12 protein-coding genes are annotated in these 18,689 nt (G+C 73.1%); 4 read left to right on the top strand and 8 right to left on the bottom strand.

All coding sequences use genetic code 11. From position 1 onward, the window contains the following. Nucleotides 1-9: 9 nt before the first annotated feature. The 7 genes from sucD to BKI49_RS22830 form a co-directional block, all read right to left on the bottom strand. The gene (sucD, locus tag BKI49_RS22865) at nucleotides 10-894 is read right to left on the bottom strand and encodes a succinate--CoA ligase subunit alpha (protein ID WP_095936134.1); all 885 of its coding nucleotides are present in this window, start codon (nucleotides 892-894) and stop codon (nucleotides 10-12) included. 22 nt (nucleotides 895-916) lie between these two features. After that, a complete protein-coding gene (sucC, locus tag BKI49_RS22860; protein ID WP_095936133.1) occupies nucleotides 917-2,095 on the bottom strand; it encodes an ADP-forming succinate--CoA ligase subunit beta in 1,179 nt (392 codons plus the stop codon). A 453-nt stretch (nucleotides 2,096-2,548) separates the two neighbouring features. Beyond that, nucleotides 2,549-4,210, bottom strand: coding sequence for a hypothetical protein (locus BKI49_RS35100; RefSeq protein ID WP_095936132.1), 1,662 nt, complete (start codon nucleotides 4,208-4,210; stop codon nucleotides 2,549-2,551). Nucleotides 4,211-4,402: 192 nt separating this feature from the next. Next, nucleotides 4,403-5,470, bottom strand: a complete 1,068-nt coding sequence (locus BKI49_RS34825; RefSeq protein WP_179332530.1) for a hypothetical protein — start codon at nucleotides 5,468-5,470, stop codon at nucleotides 4,403-4,405. 218 nt (nucleotides 5,471-5,688) lie between these two features. Further along, entirely contained in the window at nucleotides 5,689-6,816 is a 1,128-nt protein-coding gene (locus BKI49_RS22840) for a VWA domain-containing protein (protein ID WP_095936307.1), read from the bottom strand. Between the two features lie 152 nt (nucleotides 6,817-6,968). Next, nucleotides 6,969-9,578 carry a DUF5682 family protein gene (locus BKI49_RS22835; RefSeq protein WP_095936129.1) on the bottom strand — a complete coding sequence of 870 codons (2,610 nt, stop codon included), beginning with the start codon at nucleotides 9,576-9,578 and terminating at the stop codon, nucleotides 6,969-6,971. Next, nucleotides 9,575-10,729, bottom strand: a complete 1,155-nt coding sequence (locus BKI49_RS22830; RefSeq protein ID WP_095936128.1) for an ATP-binding protein — start codon at nucleotides 10,727-10,729, stop codon at nucleotides 9,575-9,577. Before BKI49_RS22830 ends, BKI49_RS22835 begins: the two co-directional genes overlap by 4 nt. A gap of 133 nt (nucleotides 10,730-10,862) precedes the next feature. Between BKI49_RS22830 and BKI49_RS22825 the strand changes: the two genes are divergently transcribed. Next, nucleotides 10,863-12,215 carry an SWIM zinc finger family protein gene (locus BKI49_RS22825; protein WP_095936127.1) on the top strand — a complete coding sequence of 451 codons (1,353 nt, stop codon included), beginning with the start codon at nucleotides 10,863-10,865 and terminating at the stop codon, nucleotides 12,213-12,215. A 61-nt stretch (nucleotides 12,216-12,276) separates the two neighbouring features. Next, a complete protein-coding gene (locus BKI49_RS22820; protein ID WP_095936126.1) occupies nucleotides 12,277-13,899 on the top strand; it encodes a DUF5691 domain-containing protein in 1,623 nt (540 codons plus the stop codon). 930 nt (nucleotides 13,900-14,829) lie between these two features. Here the strand turns inward: BKI49_RS22820 and BKI49_RS22815 are convergent. Further along, nucleotides 14,830-15,246: a coenzyme B12-dependent isobutyryl CoA mutase small subunit gene (locus BKI49_RS22815; RefSeq protein ID WP_095936125.1), complete on the bottom strand. Its 417-nt coding sequence runs from the start codon at nucleotides 15,244-15,246 to the stop codon at nucleotides 14,830-14,832. A 641-nt stretch (nucleotides 15,247-15,887) separates the two neighbouring features. Between BKI49_RS22815 and BKI49_RS22810 the strand changes: the two genes are divergently transcribed. Continuing rightward, nucleotides 15,888-16,748, top strand: coding sequence for an esterase/lipase family protein (locus tag BKI49_RS22810; protein ID WP_095936124.1), 861 nt, complete (start codon nucleotides 15,888-15,890; stop codon nucleotides 16,746-16,748). Nucleotides 16,749-17,081: 333 nt separating this feature from the next. Beyond that, a complete protein-coding gene (locus BKI49_RS22805; protein WP_095936123.1) occupies nucleotides 17,082-18,677 on the top strand; it encodes a M23 family metallopeptidase in 1,596 nt (531 codons plus the stop codon). The last annotated feature ends 12 nt before the right edge of the window (nucleotides 18,678-18,689 follow it).

The following is an 18,689-nucleotide window of genomic DNA, read 5'->3' as shown; positions in this document are numbered from 1 at the left end:
CTGCTGGGCTCAGCCCGCGAGGATCTCGCGCGCGAGCTTCGCCGTCTCGGTCGGCGTCTTGCCGACCTTGACGCCGGCGGCCTCGAGGGCCTCCTTCTTCGCGGCGGCCGTGCCGGAGGAGCCGGAGACAATGGCGCCGGCGTGGCCCATGGTCTTGCCCTCGGGCGCGGTGAAGCCGGCGACGTAGCCGACGACCGGCTTGCTCACGTTGGCCTTGATGAAGTCGGCCGCACGCTCCTCGGCGTCGCCGCCGATCTCACCGATCATGACGATCAGGTCGGTGTCGGGGTCGGCCTCGAACGCGGCGAGCGCGTCGATGTGCGTGGTGCCGATGATCGGGTCGCCACCGATGCCGACGGCCGACGAGAAGCCGATGTCACGGAGCTCGTACATCATCTGGTACGTCAGCGTGCCGGACTTCGAGACCAGACCGATGCGGCCCGGCTTCGTGATGTCGCCCGGGATGATGCCGGCGTTGGACTGGCCCGGGGTGATGAGACCGGGGCAGTTCGGGCCGATGATGCGGGTCTTGTTGCCCTTCGACTTCGCGTACGCCCAGAAGGCGGCGGAGTCGTGGACGGCGATGCCCTCGGTGATGACGACCGCGAGCGGGATCTCCGCGTCGATGGCCTCGACGACGGCGGCCTTGGCGAAGGCCGGCGGCACGAAGAGGACGGACACGTTGGCGCCGGTCTTCTCCATGGCCTCGGCGACCGAGCCGAAGACGGGGATCTCGTGGCCGTCGATGTCGACGGACGTGCCCGCCTTGCGCGGGTTGACGCCACCGACGATGTTCGTGCCGTCGGCCAGCATGAGCTTGGTGTGCTTCATGCCCGTGGCACCGGTCATGCCCTGGACGATGACCTTGCTGTCCTTGTTGAGGAAGATAGCCATGGCTGTGGTGTTCCCTCGTCCCTTACTTGGCCGCGGCCAGCTCGGCGGCCTTGTCGGCCGCGCCGTCCATGGTGTCCACGCGCTGCACGAGCGGGTGGTTGGCGTCCGACAGGATCTTGCGACCCAGCTCGGCGTTGTTGCCGTCGAGACGCACGACCAGCGGCTTGGTGACTTCCTCGCCCTTGTCCTTGAGCAGCTGGAGCGCCTGGACGATGCCGTTGGCGACCTCGTCGCAGGCGGTGATGCCACCGAAGACGTTGACGAAGACGGACTTGACGTCCGGGTCGCCGAGGATGATCTCCAGGCCGTTCGCCATGACCGCGGCGGAGGCGCCACCGCCGATGTCGAGGAAGTTGGCGGGCTTGACGCCACCGTGGTTCTCACCGGCGTACGCGACGACGTCCAGGGTGCTCATGACGAGACCCGCGCCGTTGCCGATGATGCCGACCTCGCCGTCGAGCTTGACGTAGTTGAGGTTCTTCTCCTTGGCGGCGGCCTCGAGCGGGTTGGCCGACGCGTGGTCGACCAGCGCCTCGTGCTCCGGCTGACGGAACTCGGCGTTCTCGTCCAGGGAGACCTTGCCGTCCAGGGCGATGACGTCGCCGGAGGCGACCTTCGCCAGCGGGTTGACCTCGACGAGGAGCGCGTCCTCGGCGACGAAGGTCTTCCACAGCGTCACCAGCACGTCGGCGACCTTGTCGGCGACGTCGGCCGGGAACTTCGCGGCCGCGACGATCTCGCGGGCCTTCTCCGGGGAGACACCCTCGTTGGCGTCGATCGGCGTCTTGGCGACGGCGTCGGGGCGGGTGGCCGCCACCTCCTCGATCTCCATGCCGCCCTCGACGGACGCGATGGAGAGGAAGGTGCGGTTGGTGCGGTCCAGGAGGAAGGAGACGTAGTACTCCTCCAGGATCTCCGGAGCGGTCTCGGCGATCATCACCTTGTGGACCGTGTGGCCCTTGATGTCCATGCCGAGGATGTCCGTCGCACGCGCGACGGCCTCGTCCGGGGTGGCGGCGAGCTTCACGCCACCGGCCTTGCCACGTCCGCCGACCTTCACCTGGGCCTTGACGACGGACTTGCCACCGAGACGCTCAGTGGCTGCGCGGGCCGCCTCAGGCGTGTCGATGACTTCACCGGCCAGCACCGGTACATCGTGCTTGGCGAAGAGGTCCCTCGCCTGGTACTCGAACAGGTCCACGCGCTTCCGTCCCTATCAGTGATCTCGCGGTTCGTTGGATGCGTGGGCGTGCCGCGAAGGGCAACGTGACGTCCGCTGTCACAAGGGTGGCGCACACGGTGTCCGAGCGCGCGGCATGTCCGTCTCGCAGGTTATCGCCGCTGGCGGCGGGTCCCTAAATCGCGGGTCACACCTGAGCGGTGATACCTGTCACATGATGCCTCACTCACTGGCACCGCGTGCCGCATGAGCAGGGCCTCACCGGGTTGGGGTTGACCCGGTGAGGCCCCTTGAACAGCCCCGAAGGGCTCAGACAGGGCGGTCCCCACCCCAATGGGGACCGCTCTGCCCATCCGCGGGGTTCCGGTCGGACGATCCGACGGGTTTCGGCCGTCCGGGTCCGTCGGCCCCGAGGAGTCGATCGGGTGCCGTACGACCGCCCTCGCCGCGGGCGGGTCGTACGGCGGGGGTGCCTCAGGCCCCGTACGTGCCGTACGAAGCGCCGGGCAGGTAGCTCGGGGCGACGGACTCGGCCACGCCCCGGACGCCGTCGACGGCGTGGCCGGCCAGCGGGCCGCCGGTCGCCGCGGCGGTACCGGTCAGGTCCTGCGCGAAGGGACCGGCCTGTGCGACGACACCGGCCGCGAACGGGTCGACCTGGCCGACCACGCCGTCCGCGAACGGCCGCACGTCGCCCGTGACGCCGTACGCCAGACCGGTGGCGCTGCCCGCGATCCCGTCCGCCACAGGCTGCACGAAGTCCACGACGGGCTGCGCCGCGTCGGCCACTCCCGTGGCGAAGGCCGGCACGTCGCCGGTGACGACGCCCTGCGCGAACGGGGCCACCTGGCCCGTGACGCCGTACGCGAACCCGCCCGCGGCCCCCACGACACCGCCCGCGAACGGCTGGACGTCACCGACCACACCGTGCGCGAGCGTGCCCGCGTCCGCGCCGGCCTGGCCGGCGACCGGGACGGCGCCGTGCACCGCGGCCTGAGCCACGGGCGGCAGCACCGAGCCGGCCGTGTCGCCGACGACCTGGCCGACGGCTCCGTGGACGACCGGCTGCGCGTCACCCACGACGCCGTACGCGAGGCCGCCCGCGTCACCCGCGACACCATGCGCGAGCCCCGTCGCGTCGGCCGTGGCGCCGTACGCCACCGCCGTCACGCCGTCCACCGCGCCGTGGGCCAGCGTGGTCGCGCCCCCCACGGCCCCGTACGCCAGCGGCGCGACATGGCCGACAGCGTGCTCCGCCACCGGAGTGACGCCCTGGACAGTGCTCGCGGCGACGGGCGGCAGCGCCGACGCGGCCGTCTCGTCCACCACCGGGATCGCGATGCCGGTGGCGGTGCCGACGGCGCCGCCGACCTGTGCGGGAGCGCCGGTCGCCGTCCGCGCCGCCGTGCCCGTGGCACCGGCGGCCGTGTTCCCGGCCGTCCGCTGCGCCGTGGCGACGGTCTGCCGGACTCCGGTCCGGGCGGCCGAGGGCAGGCCGGCGGCGGTGCGCTGGACGGCGGCGAGCTTGCTCTGCGCCCCGGCGAGCGCCTCCTCCACCTCCGGCGCGAACGCCGAGAGCGGGCCGAAGAGGTAGTCGATCTCGCCCTGCGGGGTGCCGGCGTCGGCGACGTTCTGCCGCGCCGTGTCCGCCGTGTGCCGCGCGGTGGCGGTCCCGGCGTGGGAGAGGTGGGTGGCGGCGGGGACCTCGGCCTCGACGTAGCGGCGGGCGTGGTCGGCGGTCGTCGCCGCGCCCTGAGCGGTCCTCGCCGTGTGCTGTGCCTTCGTGGTCGCCGTCGTGGCCGCCGTGGTGGCGGTGCTTCCGGCCTGTGCGACGTGGCTGCCTGCCGTCGCCCGCGCCTGGGCGACGGCGCCCGGGACCGAGGAGGTCACGTCGTCGACGGCGGTGCCGCCGGTGACGGCGGACACCGTGTCGTGCACGTCGTTCGTCACGTTCCCGACGGCGGCGTCGACGGTGTCGGTCACCGCGCCGACGGCGTCGGTCACGCCGGCGCTCGCGTCGGGAGCGGACACGGACGACGTCGGCAGTTCGTCCGCGCTCGCGGCGGCGGAGCCGAGCGCCCACGCGCCGGTGACGCCGGCGGCTATGACGATGGAACGGCGGATGTTCTTGTTCATGCTGCGTCAGATCCTTCGGGATTCCGAGAGTTCGGGAGATTCCGGGGAGTCGCTGAACACCGGTGGGATCCGGTGGATTCAGGTGAGTTCCTTGGGCTTCCGTCCGGGATTCGGAGGGGTGCCCGGACGGCGGGCAGACCTGTTCCGCCCCGCGTGGCAGGTCGCTCGGCGGGGAGGGGAGGAGAGGGCTGCCTAGCCGGGGAAAACGGGAATGTCCCGGTACCTGTCCCGGGTCTCGGCCGCGGTCACGACCGCGGAGGCGCCGGGCACGAGCCGCAGCGGTGACCGGTGGACGGGGGTGATGGCGTGCGGATCGCCGTGCCGCGGCGCGCCGTTGTCGACCGCGGAACGGTCGATCAGCGTGCCGGTCGTGTCGTCCGCCGGCGCCTGACGCACGGGTGACTGCACCGTCGGTACGCCGTCGTGGGCGCGGTGCGCCGCACCCGCCCAGGCGTCCGCGCCGCGCGCGCCGGGGCCGAACACCGGGGCGGTGGACGGCGCGTGCTGGCGTCGCGTCGCGTGCTGCCCGGCCGCGGCGGGCCGGTTGTTCTGCGCCGCCCCGCCGTGAGCGGGCGACACGGAGCCGGCCGGCAGGGGCTGCGCACCCGTGGGCGGGAGCGCGGGCAGGTCCGGCAGACCGGGAAGCCCCGGTGCGGCCGGGAGTGCGTCGGGCGGGGTCTCGGGCAGTCCACCGGTGACCGTCTCCACCAGGTCGCCGACCGGCCGTACGACCGCACCGGTGGCGGGCCGCACGAGATCGTCGACCGGCTGGACGACGTGCCGGACGGTGTCGGTGACGGTGTCGGTCACGTGCGTGACCACACCCGCGACGGGGGCGAGGGCGCCGTCGACGGTGGGGGCGGAACGACCCGCCCGGGTGTCGTGCGACGCGGGTGCCCCAGGTGCCGCCTGCGCGGCCCGTGTTCCGTCCGTCGTACGTGTCGTGGGCGCGGGCACTGCCGTGGCGGGCGCGGGCGCCGTCTCGGCCGTGGACTTGGCCTCGGCCGTGGACTCGGACTGGGCCGTGGACTTGGCCGTGGACTCGGCTCGGCCGTCGTCCGGGACGGTGGCCGTCGGCTCGGAGGCTCCCTCGGAGTCGCGGCCCGTTTCCGGTCCGGTCCCCGGGGTGCGGGGCGCCAGCACGTGGTGCACCGCGTCCGCCGTCGACCGGACGACCCCCGCCGCCGGCCCGGGCACTGTCCCGTCGGCGGCCTGCGCCCGCTCTCCACAGAGGAGGGCGATGGCGAACAATCCACCCATCAGCAGCGCCAATTGCAGCGCACGCCGCCCAGCCGCCTCACGCGTCACGCGCGAAGCGGCACCGGACAGCACGGCTGACAGGGGCAAGAGGGGGAGGGTCCTCCCGTGCGAAGGGCAAGAAGGTGGCACTGAGCCGCGTCGATCCTTGCACGGGACTCCCGAGGTTGCGCAAGTCCCCTGTTACCGATGGGTACTCATGTCCGGATTTTCTGTTCCGCTCACCTGGTGTCCGGTATCGGCAGTGGTCGCTTCTCGATCGCGGCCGCCATGACCTCGGGGAACAGGTCGGGCGTGCAGGCGAACGCCGGTGCGTCGAGCGCCGCGAGCGCCGCCGCGTGCTCACGGTCGTACGCGGGCGCCCCTTCGTCGGACAGCGCGAGCAGCGTCACGAACTGCACCCCCGACGCCTTCATCGCCGCGACCCGCTTCAGCATCTCGTTGCGTATGCCGCCCTCGTAGAGGTCGCTGATGAGGACGACCACCGTGTCGGCGGGCCTGGTGATCTGGGACTGGCAGTACGCGAGGGCCCTGTTGATGTCCGTACCGCCACCGAGCTGGGTCCCGAAGAGGACGTCCACCGGGTCGTCGAGCTGGTCGGTGAGGTCGACGACGGCGGTGTCGAAGACGACGAGGCGGGTGGCGATGGACCTCATCGACGCGAGGACGGCCCCGAACACGGAGGCGTACACGACGGAGGCCGCCATCGAGCCCGACTGGTCGATGCAGAGGATGACCTCCTTCTTCACGGACTGCGAGGCGCGGCCGTACCCGATGAGCCGCTCGGGCACGATCGTCCGGTACTCGGGCAGATAGTGCTTGAGGTTGGCCGCGATCGTGCGGTTCCAGTCGATGTCGTGGTGACGCGGCCTGCTGATCCGGGCGCTGCGGTCGAGAGCTCCGGTGAGGGTCGCCCGCGTACGGGTGGCGAGCCGCTTCTCCAGGTCCTCGACCACCTTGCGCACGACGGCCCGTGCCGTCTCCTTGGTCGTCTCCGGCATGGCCTTGTTCAGGGAGAGGAGGGTGCCCACCAGGTGAACGTCGGCCTCAACGGCCTCCAGCATCTCGGGCTCCAGCAGCAGCGTGGAGAGCCCGAGCCGGTCGATGGCGTCGCGCTGCATGACCTGCACGACGGAGGACGGGAAGTACGTCCGGATGTCGCCGAGCCAGCGCGCCACCGACGGCGCGGACGCCCCGAGCCCCGCCGAACGCGACCGCCCCGACCGCGCCTGGTTCCCCCTCCCGTACAGCGCGGCGAGCGCTCCGTCCATCGCCGCGTCCTGCCCGGCGAGCGCGCATCCGGTGCCGTCCGCCTCGTCGCCCCCGAGCACGAGCCGCCAGCGACGCATCCGCTCACCGGCCGCGTCGGTCACCGCAGCCGGACCGGGGGTGGCGACGGTGCCGGGCGCGGTGGTGCCGGCGGTGGGGCTGGTGGTCGTGCCAGGTGCGCCGGGCGTGCCGGGTGTAGTGGTGGGCGTGCCGGGCGGGTTCAACGGTGCGGTCATCGGGCCGCCTCCACAAGGTCGTCCAGGTCGGTCACGTCATCGGATTCGTCCAGCCCGAGCAGCAGGCTCAGCACCGGCAGCACGGCGTCCGCGCGCCCCAGGTCGAGGCCGGGCGCGAACCCGGGCATCCCGGAGGCGGTGGCCTCGGTGCTCCCCGCCGCACGCGGGCCGCGCCTGAGCAGTTCGCCCAGCGTTCTGCGCACTCCGGCCTCGTACGCCGAGAACGTCCGCCGTAGGAGCGGCAGTACGTCCGTGAACGCCTCCGCGGGCACGCCGGTCAACCACGCGTCCACCAGCCCGAGCAGCCGCTCGTCGTGCACGAGCAGCATTCCGCCACCGGAGCCGCCTCCGACGAAGCCCTCGATCCACGCGGCCGCGTCCCCGGGTGCCGTCCCCGGCGACAGCACCAGCCCCATCAGCCGGGCGGCCTCGTCCTGCGCCAACTCCCCGTCGTCCAGGAGCAGTCGCACGGTCCGTCCCCGGACCACCCCCGGGACCATGTCGCGGGCGGTCAGCACCCGCAGCACGGAGTGCCAGCGGTGGCGGATGCCGACGGACGGGTCAGCCCGGCCGGAGGACGGGGAGCCGCTCGATGGCGAGGAACCGCCGGGGGACGGGGAGCCGCCGGACGGCGGGGAACCGCCGGAGGACGGGGAGCCGGCCGGTGACGTCGTGAGCGTCTCCGCCAGCAGCCCGACCGCGCCGTGCACCGCGTCCACATGACGCCGCATCTCCTCGGCGGCCTCCGCGTCGAGGGAAGCGCAGGCCGGCGGCAGTCCGACGAAGATCCGCTCGGCGAGACCCTCGGCCACCCCGGTGAGGGCGTGGGTGTCCGTACCCCGCACGTCGCCGTACCGCAGGGAGCGGACGAGGGCGGGCAGTGCCTGTGCGAGATGGCCGACGTCCGCGTCGAGAGCGGCCCGGTCGGCGAGGACCCGCATCACGACGGGCAGCGCCTCGGGCAGTTCGGCGAGGAGGCAGCGCTCGGAGAGCGCCGTGACGTCCGCGAGCGAAGGCGCCGAGACGGCGTCCGCCTCGGCTCTGGCGGTGGCGGCGGCCAGTACCGTCGTGCCCCACACGCCGGCCTCGGCGACCCGTACGGACAGCTCCGGTTCCCAGCGCAGCCGCCAGGTCTCCCGGAACGTGCCGGTGCTGCCGCGCGACGCCGAGGGCTCACCCCAGGACACGCCCAGGAGCCGCAGACGGTGCAGCAGTCTGCTGCGCCCGGCGTCGGTCTCCTTGCGCAGGTCCAGCTCCAACTCCCGCTCCAGCGCCTCCGGTTTCATCCGCAGCCGCCGCTGGAGTCGTGCCAGGTCGCGCTGCAACGGCACGGCGGGCGCCGATTCCGGCACCTCCCCGAGCACGTCGCCGACCACCAGCCGGTCCCGCACGAGCGACAGCGGGACGTCCGAGCCCTCGCACATCACGGCCCGTACGGCATCGGTGGTCTCGGTGAGGCCCGGCAGGGGGCGGCCACGCATCGCGGCGAGCGTGTCGGCCAGCCGCACCGCCTCGATCACATGGGCCGAGGAGACCCCCTGGTCCTCCTCGCGCAACAGCCGGGCCACCTTGGTCATCCACCGCTCGACCGGGCGGTCGGGGGCGCTGAACAGATGCCCGTACCAGCCCGGGGAGTCGATGCCCGCGCCGTACCCGCTGACGCGGGAGAGCCGGCGGTGCGTCCACGGCACCCAGGTCAGGTCGGGCTTGACCTTGGGCAGGCCCTTGAGCAGCGCCCGGTCGGCACCGACCGTGGTCTTCCGGCGCAGCGCGGGCACGTGCCAGGCGCCGCACACGACGGCCACGTCGTCCCCGCACTCGCGCTGGGCCGCCCGGATCTGGAGTCGCATGTACGCCTCGCGCACCAGGTCCCGGTCGTGCCCGCCGACCCCGTACGCCTCCCGGAGCGCGCCCATCGCCTCTTCGAGCACGGCGAACGGAGCGAACGGGTCTCCCCTCGCGCCCGCCCGGTGCTCGACGACGTCCTCCCACCAGCGCTCGGGGTCGTCATAGCCCGCGGTCTCGGCGAGGACGGCCAGGGGGTCGATCCGTACGGCCGCCTCGGTCACCTCCACCGCGGGGGACGACTCCTGGTTGCGCTCCGGCCCCTCACCGTCGCGCCTCCGCTCCTCCTCGCCGCTCTCCTTCTCCTCTTTCTTCTCCGCCTCTTCCTGCTCCCCCTCCTTCTGTTTCTCCTTCTGTTCCTCTTTTCTCTCTTCCCGCCGCTCCTCTTCCTTCTCCCGCGGAGAGTCCCCGTCTCCCCATGCCAGCGTGTGGGCTGCCGGGAGGTCGATGAAGCGGGCCGGGACTCCGTGGTCCAGCGCCCATCGGATCGCCACCCACTCCGGCGAGAACTCGGCCAGCGGCCAGAAGGCCGAGCGGCCGGGCTCGTCCACGACATGGGCCAGGAGGGCGACCGGGGGCCGCATGTCCTCGTCGGCGGCGAGCGGGACGAGCGCATCCGCCTCCGGGGGCCCCTCGATCAGCACGACCCGGGGTGCCGCCGCGTCCAGCGCGGCGCGCACGGCTCGCGCGGAACCAGGCCCGTGGTGCCGCACGCCGAGCAGCAGCGGCCCCCGCTCCCGGTCGCTCCGGGCTCCGCTCATGCGCTCACCTCGCGGCAGGCCCGGTAGAAGTCCTTCCAGCCGTCCCTCTCACGGACGACCGCCTCCAGATACTCCTGCCAGATGACTCGGTCGGCCGCCGGGTCCCGGACGACGGCGCCGAGGATGCCTGCCGCGACGTCGCCCGCCCGCAGGACGCCGTCCCCGAAGTGGGCGGCCAGGGCGAGGCCGTTGGTCACGACGGAGATCGCCTCGGCGGTGGACAGCGTGCCGCTGGGCGACTTCAGCTTCGTGCGCCCGTCGGCCGTGACCCCGTCGCGCAGCTCGCGGAAGACGGTGACGACGCGACGGATCTCGTCGATGCCGTCGGGCACGGCGGGCAGGTCGAGGGAGCGGCCGATCTGCTCGACACGGCGCGAGACGATGTCGACCTCCGCGTCGGCGCTCTCCGGCAGCGGCAGCACCACCGTGTTGAACCGGCGGCGCAGCGCGCTCGACAGTTCATTGACCCCGCGGTCGCGGTCGTTGGCCGTGGCGATCAGGTTGAACCCGCGGACCGCCTGCACCTCCTGGCCCAGCTCCGGGATGGGCAGGGTCTTCTCGGACAGGATCGTGATCAGCGTGTCCTGCACGTCGGCGGGGATACGGGTCAACTCCTCCACGCGGGCCGTCATGCCCTCGGCCATGGCCCGCATGACCGGGCTGGGCACGAGAGCGTCGCGGCTCGGGCCGTGCGCGAGCAGCTGCGCGTAGTTCCAGCCGTACCGGATCGCTTCCTCCGGCGTGCCCGCCGTGCCCTGGACGAGCAGCGTCGAGTCGCCGCTGACCGCTGCGGCCAGGTGCTCGGACACCCAGGTCTTGGCCGTGCCCGGCACGCCGAGCAGAAGCAGGGCGCGGTCGGTGGCGAGCGTGGTGACGGCGACCTCGACGATACGGCGCGGCCCCACGTACTTCGGTGTGATCACCGTGCCGTCCGGCAGGGTGCCGCCCAGCAGATAGGTCGCCACGGCCCACGGCGACAGCCGCCAGCGGGCCGGGCGCGGGCGGTCGTCCTGCGCGGCCAGCGCGTCGAGTTCGGCCGCGAAGGCGTGCTCGGCGTGCGGTCGCAGCGCCTCGGCCGCCCCCTCGACAGTGGCTCCCGCGAACTCTTCCGCGGGCGCCTCGGCGGACGTCGGTTCAACGGACACGGACATGGCTCGGTCCCCCTCCAGCTCGGCCGGTTCGGATCTGGTTCCACCGTGCACCACGGCACTGACAATGCGCTCTGACCTGCACAAACGGCTTCGCGAGGGTCGATTGTCAGTGGCGGGACCTACCTTCGATGGCATGACACAGCAGGGGGTGCGCTGGACGGCGGATCAGGTGCTGGCACTGGCGCCTGACGCCGCGTCACGCAAGGCGGGAAGCAAACTCGGCGCGGCCGGGCCGTGGTCCGAGGCGGGCAGTTCTGACGAGGGGACCGTGTGGGGACTGTGCAAGGGAAGTGGCAGCAAGCCGTATCAGACGGTCATCGACATCGCGGACTCCACCGGGCCCGCCTACAAGTGCAGCTGTCCGAGCCGGAAGTTCCCGTGCAAGCACGCGCTGGGGCTGCTGCTGCTCTGGGCGGGCGGCGACGGCACGGTGCCGCATGCGCAGGCACCGGACTGGGCCGAGCAGTGGATAGAAGGACGAAGAGCGCGCTCGGAGAAGAGGACGGCGGGCGGGGCATCTGGAGCGTCCTCGGCGGGTGATCCGGAAGCGGCGCGGCGCAGGGCGGAGCGGCGCGCCGAGCGGATCACGGCCGGTGCGGCCGAGTTGGAGCAGCGGCTGGCCGACCTGCTGCGCGGCGGCCTCGCCACGGCCGAGCAGGCGGGATACGGGATGTGGGAGGAGACGGCGGCCCGCATGGTCGACGCGCAGGCGCCCGGCCTGGCCGCGCGGGTACGGGAGTTGGGGGCGATCCCGTCGTCCGGGCCCGGCTGGCCCGTGCGCCTGCTGGAGGAGTGCGCGCTGCTGCACCTCCTCGACCAGGGCTGGCTGCGGCGCGAGCTGTTGCCGGACGGCCTGGCCGCGACGGTCCGTTCACGGGTCGGCCTGTCCGGCTCGGCGGACGGTCGGCCGGTGCGGGACCGCTGGCTGGTCCTCGCGCAGTACGACACGTCGGACGCCCGGCTCACGACGCGCAGGATCTGGCTGTACGGCGCGGAGTCCGGGCGTGCGGCCCTGCTCCTCTCTTATGGGGCGGCCGGCCGCGCACCCGAACTGGCGCTGCCCGTGGGGCTGGCCTTCGAGGCGGAGGTGTCCGCCTATCCGGGCGCCGGTCAGCTGCGGGCCGCGCTCGGCGAGCAGTTCACGCCTCCGGCGCCCGCGACGATACGGCCGCCGGGCACGACCACCCTTCAGGCCGTCGAGCGCTACGGCGAAGCGCTGCGGGCCGACCCGTGGCTGGACTCGTACCCGGTCACCCTGGACCGGGTGGTGCCCACCCCCGACGGCGACACCTGGCAACTGGCGGACACCGATGGGGACTTGGCCCTGCCTCTCACTCCGGCCTCCCGTTCCCGTCCCGATCTCTGGCGTCTGGTCGCGCTCTCCGGCGGCGCGCCGGTCACGGTCTTCGGCGAGTGCGGCCACCGCGGCTTCACCCCGCTGACGGCCTGGCCGGAGGGCGCCGGGGACGCGGTGCCCCTGTGCTGACGGCACGGCCGGCCGGCACCACCCGCACGGGCCACACCCCATCCGTACGGAAAGGACGCTCATGAACACGACCTCGACCCCGGCGGACGCGCCCGCCGGTGGCTCCTGGGAGGAGCTCGTGACCGTGGCGCTGCTCGGCACGGAGCGGCGTACGCCGCCGGGACTGCGGCCCGGCCGGGAGGCACCGGTGACATTGCTGGACGCCGCCGCCGTGGAGACGCTGCGGCGGCGGGCCGGCGTCCGCCCCGCGCGGGCCGCGGCGCGCCCGGAGCCGGCGGCGCGGGATGCCCGGCCGTCGCTGCCGCCCGCGGCGGCCCGCAGGCTGGCGATGCTGCTCGCGGACCGGCCGGGCACGGGAGGTGGGGGCCGCAGGGGGACGGCACCGGACCTGATGGAGCTGCTGCCCCAGTGGCTCCAACTGGCCAACGCGCGCGGCTTCGCGGCACCCCCTCAGGCGTTGCCCGCGCTCCTGGACGCGGCCCGCGGCCGCACGGATCTGCGGCCGGCCGCCCTGGCCTTCGCGGGACCGCGGGCGGTGTGGCTGGCGCGGCTGAACCCGGAGTGGCGGTTCGCGCTGCGCTCGGCACCGGGCGGTGGTGCCGCGCTGCCGGGCCCGGAGGAGACCGAGCGGGTCGAGCGGTTGTGGCAGGAGGGACTGTTCGCGGAGCGGGTCGCGCTGCTCGCCGCGATACGCGCCCATGATCCCGATGCCGCAAGGGAGTTGCTGACCACGACGTGGGCGACGGAGCGGGCGGAGGACCGGCTGATGTTCCTCGATTCGCTGCGGTCCGGGCTGTGCCCGGCCGACGAGCCCTTCCTGGAGCGGGCGCTGACGGACCGCAGCCGCAACGTACGGGCGACGGCCGCGGAGCTCCTGTCCGCGCTGCCCGATTCCGCGCTCGCGGCCCGGATGGCGGCACGGGCCGGTTCGTGCGTGGCCGTGGACCGTACGCGGGGCACGCCCACGATCGTCGTCGAGGCTCCGCACGAGTGCGACGCCGGCATGGAGCGGGACGGAGTGGTGCCCAAGCCGCCCACCGGTCGGGGTGAACGGTCCTGGTGGCTGGGCCAGTTGGTCGAGGCGGCCCCGCTGCGCGTCTGGCAGAAGCGGCTCGGGGGGCGCACGCCGGAGGAGATCGTGGCGTTGCCCGTCGCGGACGACTGGCAGGGCGAGCTGCACGCCGCCTGGTGCCGGGCGGCGGTGCGCCAGCGTGATCCCGGATGGTCCAGGGCGCTGCTGGGCGCGCCGGCCGCGCCGGAGGCCGGGGGGCCCGGGGCGGTCTCCCTGGCCGAGCGGTCGAAGCTGCTCGCCACGCTCGGCTCCACGGAGCGCGCGGAGTGGGTGGCGGGGTTCATCGGGACGCACGGGCTGTCGGAGGCGTTCCAGCTGCTGGGGGTGTGCGCGGTGCCCTGGGCGGGGCCCCTGGGGCGGGCGGTGGTGGACGCGCTCAACATCGCGCGGGACGCCGGAAGCTATCCGTGGAGCTTCAGCGGGGTGATGGGGCTCGCGGAGCGGTGTCTGGACCCGGCGGAGGCGGGGCGGCTCGAAGGGCTCACCTCCGTGCCCGACGAGTCGGAGAACGCGGCGCCGGGAGCCGGCAGCTACTGGGCCGAGGCGTTCCAGCGCCTCGTCACCACGTTGCGGTTGCGCGCGGCGATGGCCTCCGAGCTCGGGGAGCCGTGAGGTGCCCCGCCCCGCCGGCCCGCCGTGAGGGGCCGCGACCGACCGGGCCCGCTTCGGCAGCGTCTCGCCGCCGGGGCCCTGTCGGGGAGCCTCGCCCCAGCACGCCCACCACGGGGCATCGCCCGACGGGCGCACCGCGACCGCCGGACCACGGCGGGGCGCACCAGGAGACGGCACCGGGACCGCCCGGCCCCTGTCGGGGAGCCTCTCCCCGCCCAGCCCACATCGGGGGCTCACCCAGCACGCCCACCACGGCGCATCGCCCGAACGGCCGCACCGGGGGACGGCACCGGGACCGCCGGACCAAGGCGGGGGGCTCACCCAGCCCGGCCCACCTCGGCGGCCTCGCCCCACCCGACCCACATCGGCGGGCTCACCCAGCCCGACCCACATCCGGGGGATCACCCAGCCCAGTCCACCTCGATGGCAGCACCCGAACGGGCGCACGGGGGACGGCACCCGGCCCACCGGCCCCCGACCCACCCTCGAAGCACGCCAGGCCCGGCCCGCACCCAAATGGAGGACGCGTACCGGCCCCCGCCCACATCCACGCGCCCACAGCCGGCGCCACCGATCGCCCCGGTGGCGCACATCGCAGCCCCGGTCCCCCGGGTCGCCCGGGTCCCCTGGACATCGGCCCCCCGGGACAGCAACGAGCCCCGTGCGCCGCGCGCACGGGGCTCGTCCCGGAAGCCGTAGCCGGACAGCCTGCACCGTGGTCGGTCGGCGGCTCGGCCGAACGCCACGGTCCGTCTCGCCGTGCTGGACCAGACCGCGCCACGCCCGGCTCGATCCGCCCGAGGGCGACCCCCGAGCGTCACACCCCGGCCGGCCACCCGACAGACCGCCCGACCGCCCGGCGCCGCAAGCAACCACAGGCAGCCGCAGACAACCCCGAGCCGCATCCCGGCCGAGGACGACCGCAGAGCGTCACGCCTCCGCCGGCTGCCTCACGTTGGCCCGCACCCAGTCCACGATCGACACGGTCGTCGCGCCGGGGGTGAAGATCTCCGCGACGCCCTTCTCCTTGAGAGGGGCGATGTCCGCCTCGGGGATGATGCCGCCGCCGAAGACCTTGATGTCCTCCGCGTCGCGCTGCCTCAGGAGCTCGATCACGGCCGCGAAGAGCGTGTTGTGGGCACCGGAGAGGATGGAGAGGCCGATCGCGTCGGCGTCCTCCTGGATCGCGGTGTCGACGATCTGCTCAGGGGTCTGATGGAGCCCGGTGTAGATGACCTCCATACCGGCGTCGCGCAGCGCCCGCGCGATCACCTTGGCCCCGCGATCGTGGCCGTCGAGCCCCGGCTTTGCCACGACCACGCGGATCGGACCGGCTGCCACACCCATCACTGCCTCCATGAACCGACTACATCAACCTGCACCGACACCGATTGTGACTGCCGACACATGGCCACCGACTACTGACTATTCACACATATCGCAGAATCTGCCGCTCACCACACCGGATGTGCCTCGCAGCCCGGGCGCCCCGGGGCCTACGGCCGGGTAAGTGAACGAACGTTATCGCCAGCATCCCGCACCCGGCAGTTTCGCGGTGGAGACCGAGGGGGAAATCACACACTGGGACAAGTTCGCCGCGCATCGCTCCGAATCCGGCGGCACCAGCGCCGCACGGACGTGCGGCACACAGGCCTCGGCCGGAGCCCTGCGCACAGGAGAGCCGCACAGGTGGCCTCGCCACCACGGCGTCAGCGGGACACCGTGGCGATGAGGGCACCGGGGACGGTCCGACAGCAAGGAGCCAGGCCGGTACGAGAACCACGGGACGACGAGGACGGCTCCACGACACCGCCGCAGGGTCGCACCGACGGCGAGGAGTCCAATCACTTCCCCCGGCAGGGCGCCACGTAGCGTCACGGTGCACGGTGCACCGCGCACGCGCTGTCGGTCACCGCCACCACCACGGCTCTCCATGAGGGCACACGGGGGACGGAGCGGTCCTGCCGCGTGCCGACTGGAGGTCGGCCATGAAGGTCACCAGGGCAGCGACGCCCTTTCTCCCCCTCTGTCAGCTTCTGCTTCCGAGCAGACTGGCCGGGCTTTCAGTGACCCTCCTGAAAGCGACGGCTCTGGAGATCGCGATCCTCGCCGGTCACCTCCTCCTCTACCCCTCCGGCATCGTCCAGGAGCGCCGCTCCACTCCCGCGCTCCCCTCACCCGACACGGCGCAGCTCCCCACCGAGGCCAAGCCCCCGGTCGTCCTGCTGCACGGCTTCATCGACAACCGCTCCGTCTTCGTCCTGCTGCGCCGCAACCTCGCCCAGCACGGCCGGCAGCACGTGGAGTCCCTCAACTACTCGCCGCTGACGTGCGACATCCGCACCGCCGCGGAACTGCTCGGCCGGCACATCGAGGAGATCTGCGAGCGCACGGGCCATCCGCGGGTGGACATCGTCGGGCACAGCCTCGGCGGCCTGATCGCGCGGTACTACGCGCAGTGCCTCGGCGGCGACGCCCACGTCCGCACCCTCGTCACGCTCGGCACCCCGCACTCGGGCACCCGGGTCGCCCCGCTGATGAACGCGCACCCGATCGTGCGTCAGATGCGCCCCGGCTCCGAGGTGATCGAGGAACTGGCCATGCCCGCACCGGGCTGCCGGACCCAGTTCGTCAGTTTCTGGAGCGATCTGGACCATCTGATGGACCCGCTGGAGTCGGCCTGCGTCGACCACCCCGACCTGCTCGCGCACAACGTCCGCGTGAGCGGCGTCGGCCATCTCGCCCTGCCGGTGCACCCGGCCGTGGCGACCGGCATACGGCAGGCGCTCGACATGGAGGAGGCCGACATCCGGACGGCCAGCCGGGCGGGAGGTCTGACGGTCGCGTGACGACGGCCGGCGGTCGCGCGGCGGTGGGCGCCGCGTGACCGCCGTCGGCGTTCGCGCGACGGCCGTTTGACGCGCTCGTCGCCGTCACTTCACGGTCGCCGGCACCCGGAGAACGGCCCCACGACACCCGTCGGACAGCCCCACGACACCCCTGGCGCTTCGAACATTCATCGAACACCAGGCCAAAGTCGTGCCCACACTCCCCCGAAACACGGCCGAATGCCCGTTTCCCGAGAACGGGAAACCTGACGAAGATTGTCGCGCCCGCGTACCGCCGGGTACAGTCGCCGCACTGCTCTGCCAGCCCCTGTTGTCGAGGCGAAAGAGAAGTTGGTGAACGACCGTCACCCGTCGGGGACCGTGACTCCCCCGGCTCCGGCCTCCGATGCCGCCTCGGCGCTCCATGCGTCGTACGGCGCTCAGGATGCCCAGTACGGCGACTTCACCACGTACGACGCCTACGCCGCCCATGGTTATGACGCGGGTGCCGGCGCGACCGGTTCCTATGCGACCGCGACCTTCGAGGCCGACCCCCTCTTCGGGGACATGTCGGGCCAGGGCACGGGGTCCTACGACGCCACGCAGTGGGGCACCGGCAGCCACCAGACGCTGAACTACGACCCGTACGCGGCGCAGCACCAGGCGGCCTACGACACCGGCAGCTACGAGACGACTGCATGGGCGTCCGGCTACCAGCAGCTGGCCGACATCCCCGCGCAGCACCCGAGCCCGGAGGCGTCGGGACAGTGGGACGCCGGTGCCTGGCTCCAGCCGGACCCGTCGGTCGACCACTCCCAGCAGTGGAGCGCGCCGGCCCAGGAGACGGGCGCGTACGACGCCACGCAGTGGAACACCGCCGGCGGCCACGACCCGTACGAGGCGTACGAGTATCCGCAGCAGGACGCGTACGAGCAGCAGCTCGCCCAGCAGGAGACGTACGAGCAGCCGCACGGCCACGCCGAGGCGTACGAGCAGCCCGAGACGCATGCGTCCGTGCCCTTCGAGCAGCAGGCGACCGCCACCTTCGAGCACGTCTCGTACGACCAACACATCGATGCGGACGACGAGTTCGAGTCCTTCACCGACGACGTGGACGCACCGGCCGACGACGACGGCGACTACGAGGCCCCGCTGCTCGACGACATGGAGGAGGTCGTCCCGACCCCCCGTGCCGCGTCGCGCTCGGGCTCCCGCTCCCGTCGCCGCAGCCCCGCGAAACGTTCCGCTCTGCTGACCGTCGCCGTTCCCTCGGCCTGCGTGATGGGCGTCGCCGGCATCGCCGCCGCCTCCGTGGGCAACCTCGGCGGGGACGATGGCAAGGACACCACGGCGAGCGCCCCGGACCCCACGGCCGTGAAGCCGTCCACCGCCAACAACAAGCTGGACACCCAGCTCCAGAGTCTGTCCGCGGGCGCGGACGACTTCGCCGACCGGGCCAGCCGCACGCAGGAACGTATCGACCTGAAGGCCCAGCAGGCGGCCGACAAGAAGAAGGCGGCGGAGGAAGCGGCCCGCAAGGAGCGGCTGCGTCCCAAGTTCGCCATCCCGGTGGCGCACAAGGGCCTCAGCGCCTACTTCGGCCAGGCGGGCATCAACTGGATGTCCGTGCACACGGGCATCGACTTCCCGGTCTCGTACGGCACGCCGGTGATGGCCGCGACCGACGGAACCGTCCGCACGCAGTGGAACAGCGCGTACGGGAACATGATGATCGTCACCGCGAAGGACGGCACGGAGACGTGGTACTGCCACCTCTCCACGTACAAGGTCGCCTCCGGCACCGCGGTGCAGGCCGGCGACCAGATCGCCTTCTCCGGGAACTCCGGCAACTCGACCGGCCCGCACCTGCACTTCGAGGTCCGGCCGGCCGGCGGTTCGGCGATCGACCCGCTGCCGTGGCTGCGCAGCCACGGACTTGACCCGACGTAACGGCCCCGGGCC

Origin of the sequence: Streptomyces sp. Tue6028 (assembly GCF_002300165.1) — a bacterium.
Taxonomy (GTDB): domain Bacteria; phylum Actinomycetota; class Actinomycetes; order Streptomycetales; family Streptomycetaceae; genus Streptomyces; species Streptomyces siamensis.
This window is presented reverse-complemented; position numbering and strand designations above follow the sequence as displayed.

Bases quoted from the DNA above. Each gene is read 5' to 3' on its own strand.
- BKI49_RS22825 (WP_095936127.1), top strand. From the start codon at position 10,863: ATGACACAGCAGGGGGTGCGCTGGACGGCGGATCAGGTGCTGGCACTG.
- BKI49_RS35100 (WP_095936132.1), bottom strand. From the start codon at position 4,210: ATGAACAAGAACATCCGCCGTTCCATCGTCATAGCCGCCGGCGTCACC.
- BKI49_RS22840 (WP_095936307.1), bottom strand. From the start codon at position 6,816: ATGCGTCGCTGGCGGCTCGTGCTCGGGGGCGACGAGGCGGACGGCACC.
- BKI49_RS22815 (WP_095936125.1), bottom strand. From the start codon at position 15,246: ATGGGTGTGGCAGCCGGTCCGATCCGCGTGGTCGTGGCAAAGCCGGGG.
- BKI49_RS22820 (WP_095936126.1), top strand. From the start codon at position 12,277: ATGAACACGACCTCGACCCCGGCGGACGCGCCCGCCGGTGGCTCCTGG.
- BKI49_RS34825 (WP_179332530.1), bottom strand. From the start codon at position 5,470: ATGGGTGGATTGTTCGCCATCGCCCTCCTCTGTGGAGAGCGGGCGCAG.
- BKI49_RS22835 (WP_095936129.1), bottom strand. From the start codon at position 9,578: ATGAGCGGAGCCCGGAGCGACCGGGAGCGGGGGCCGCTGCTGCTCGGC.
- BKI49_RS22830 (WP_095936128.1), bottom strand. From the start codon at position 10,729: ATGTCCGTGTCCGTTGAACCGACGTCCGCCGAGGCGCCCGCGGAAGAG.
- BKI49_RS22810 (WP_095936124.1), top strand. From the start codon at position 15,888: ATGAAGGTCACCAGGGCAGCGACGCCCTTTCTCCCCCTCTGTCAGCTT.
- sucD (WP_095936134.1), bottom strand. From the start codon at position 894: ATGGCTATCTTCCTCAACAAGGACAGCAAGGTCATCGTCCAGGGCATG.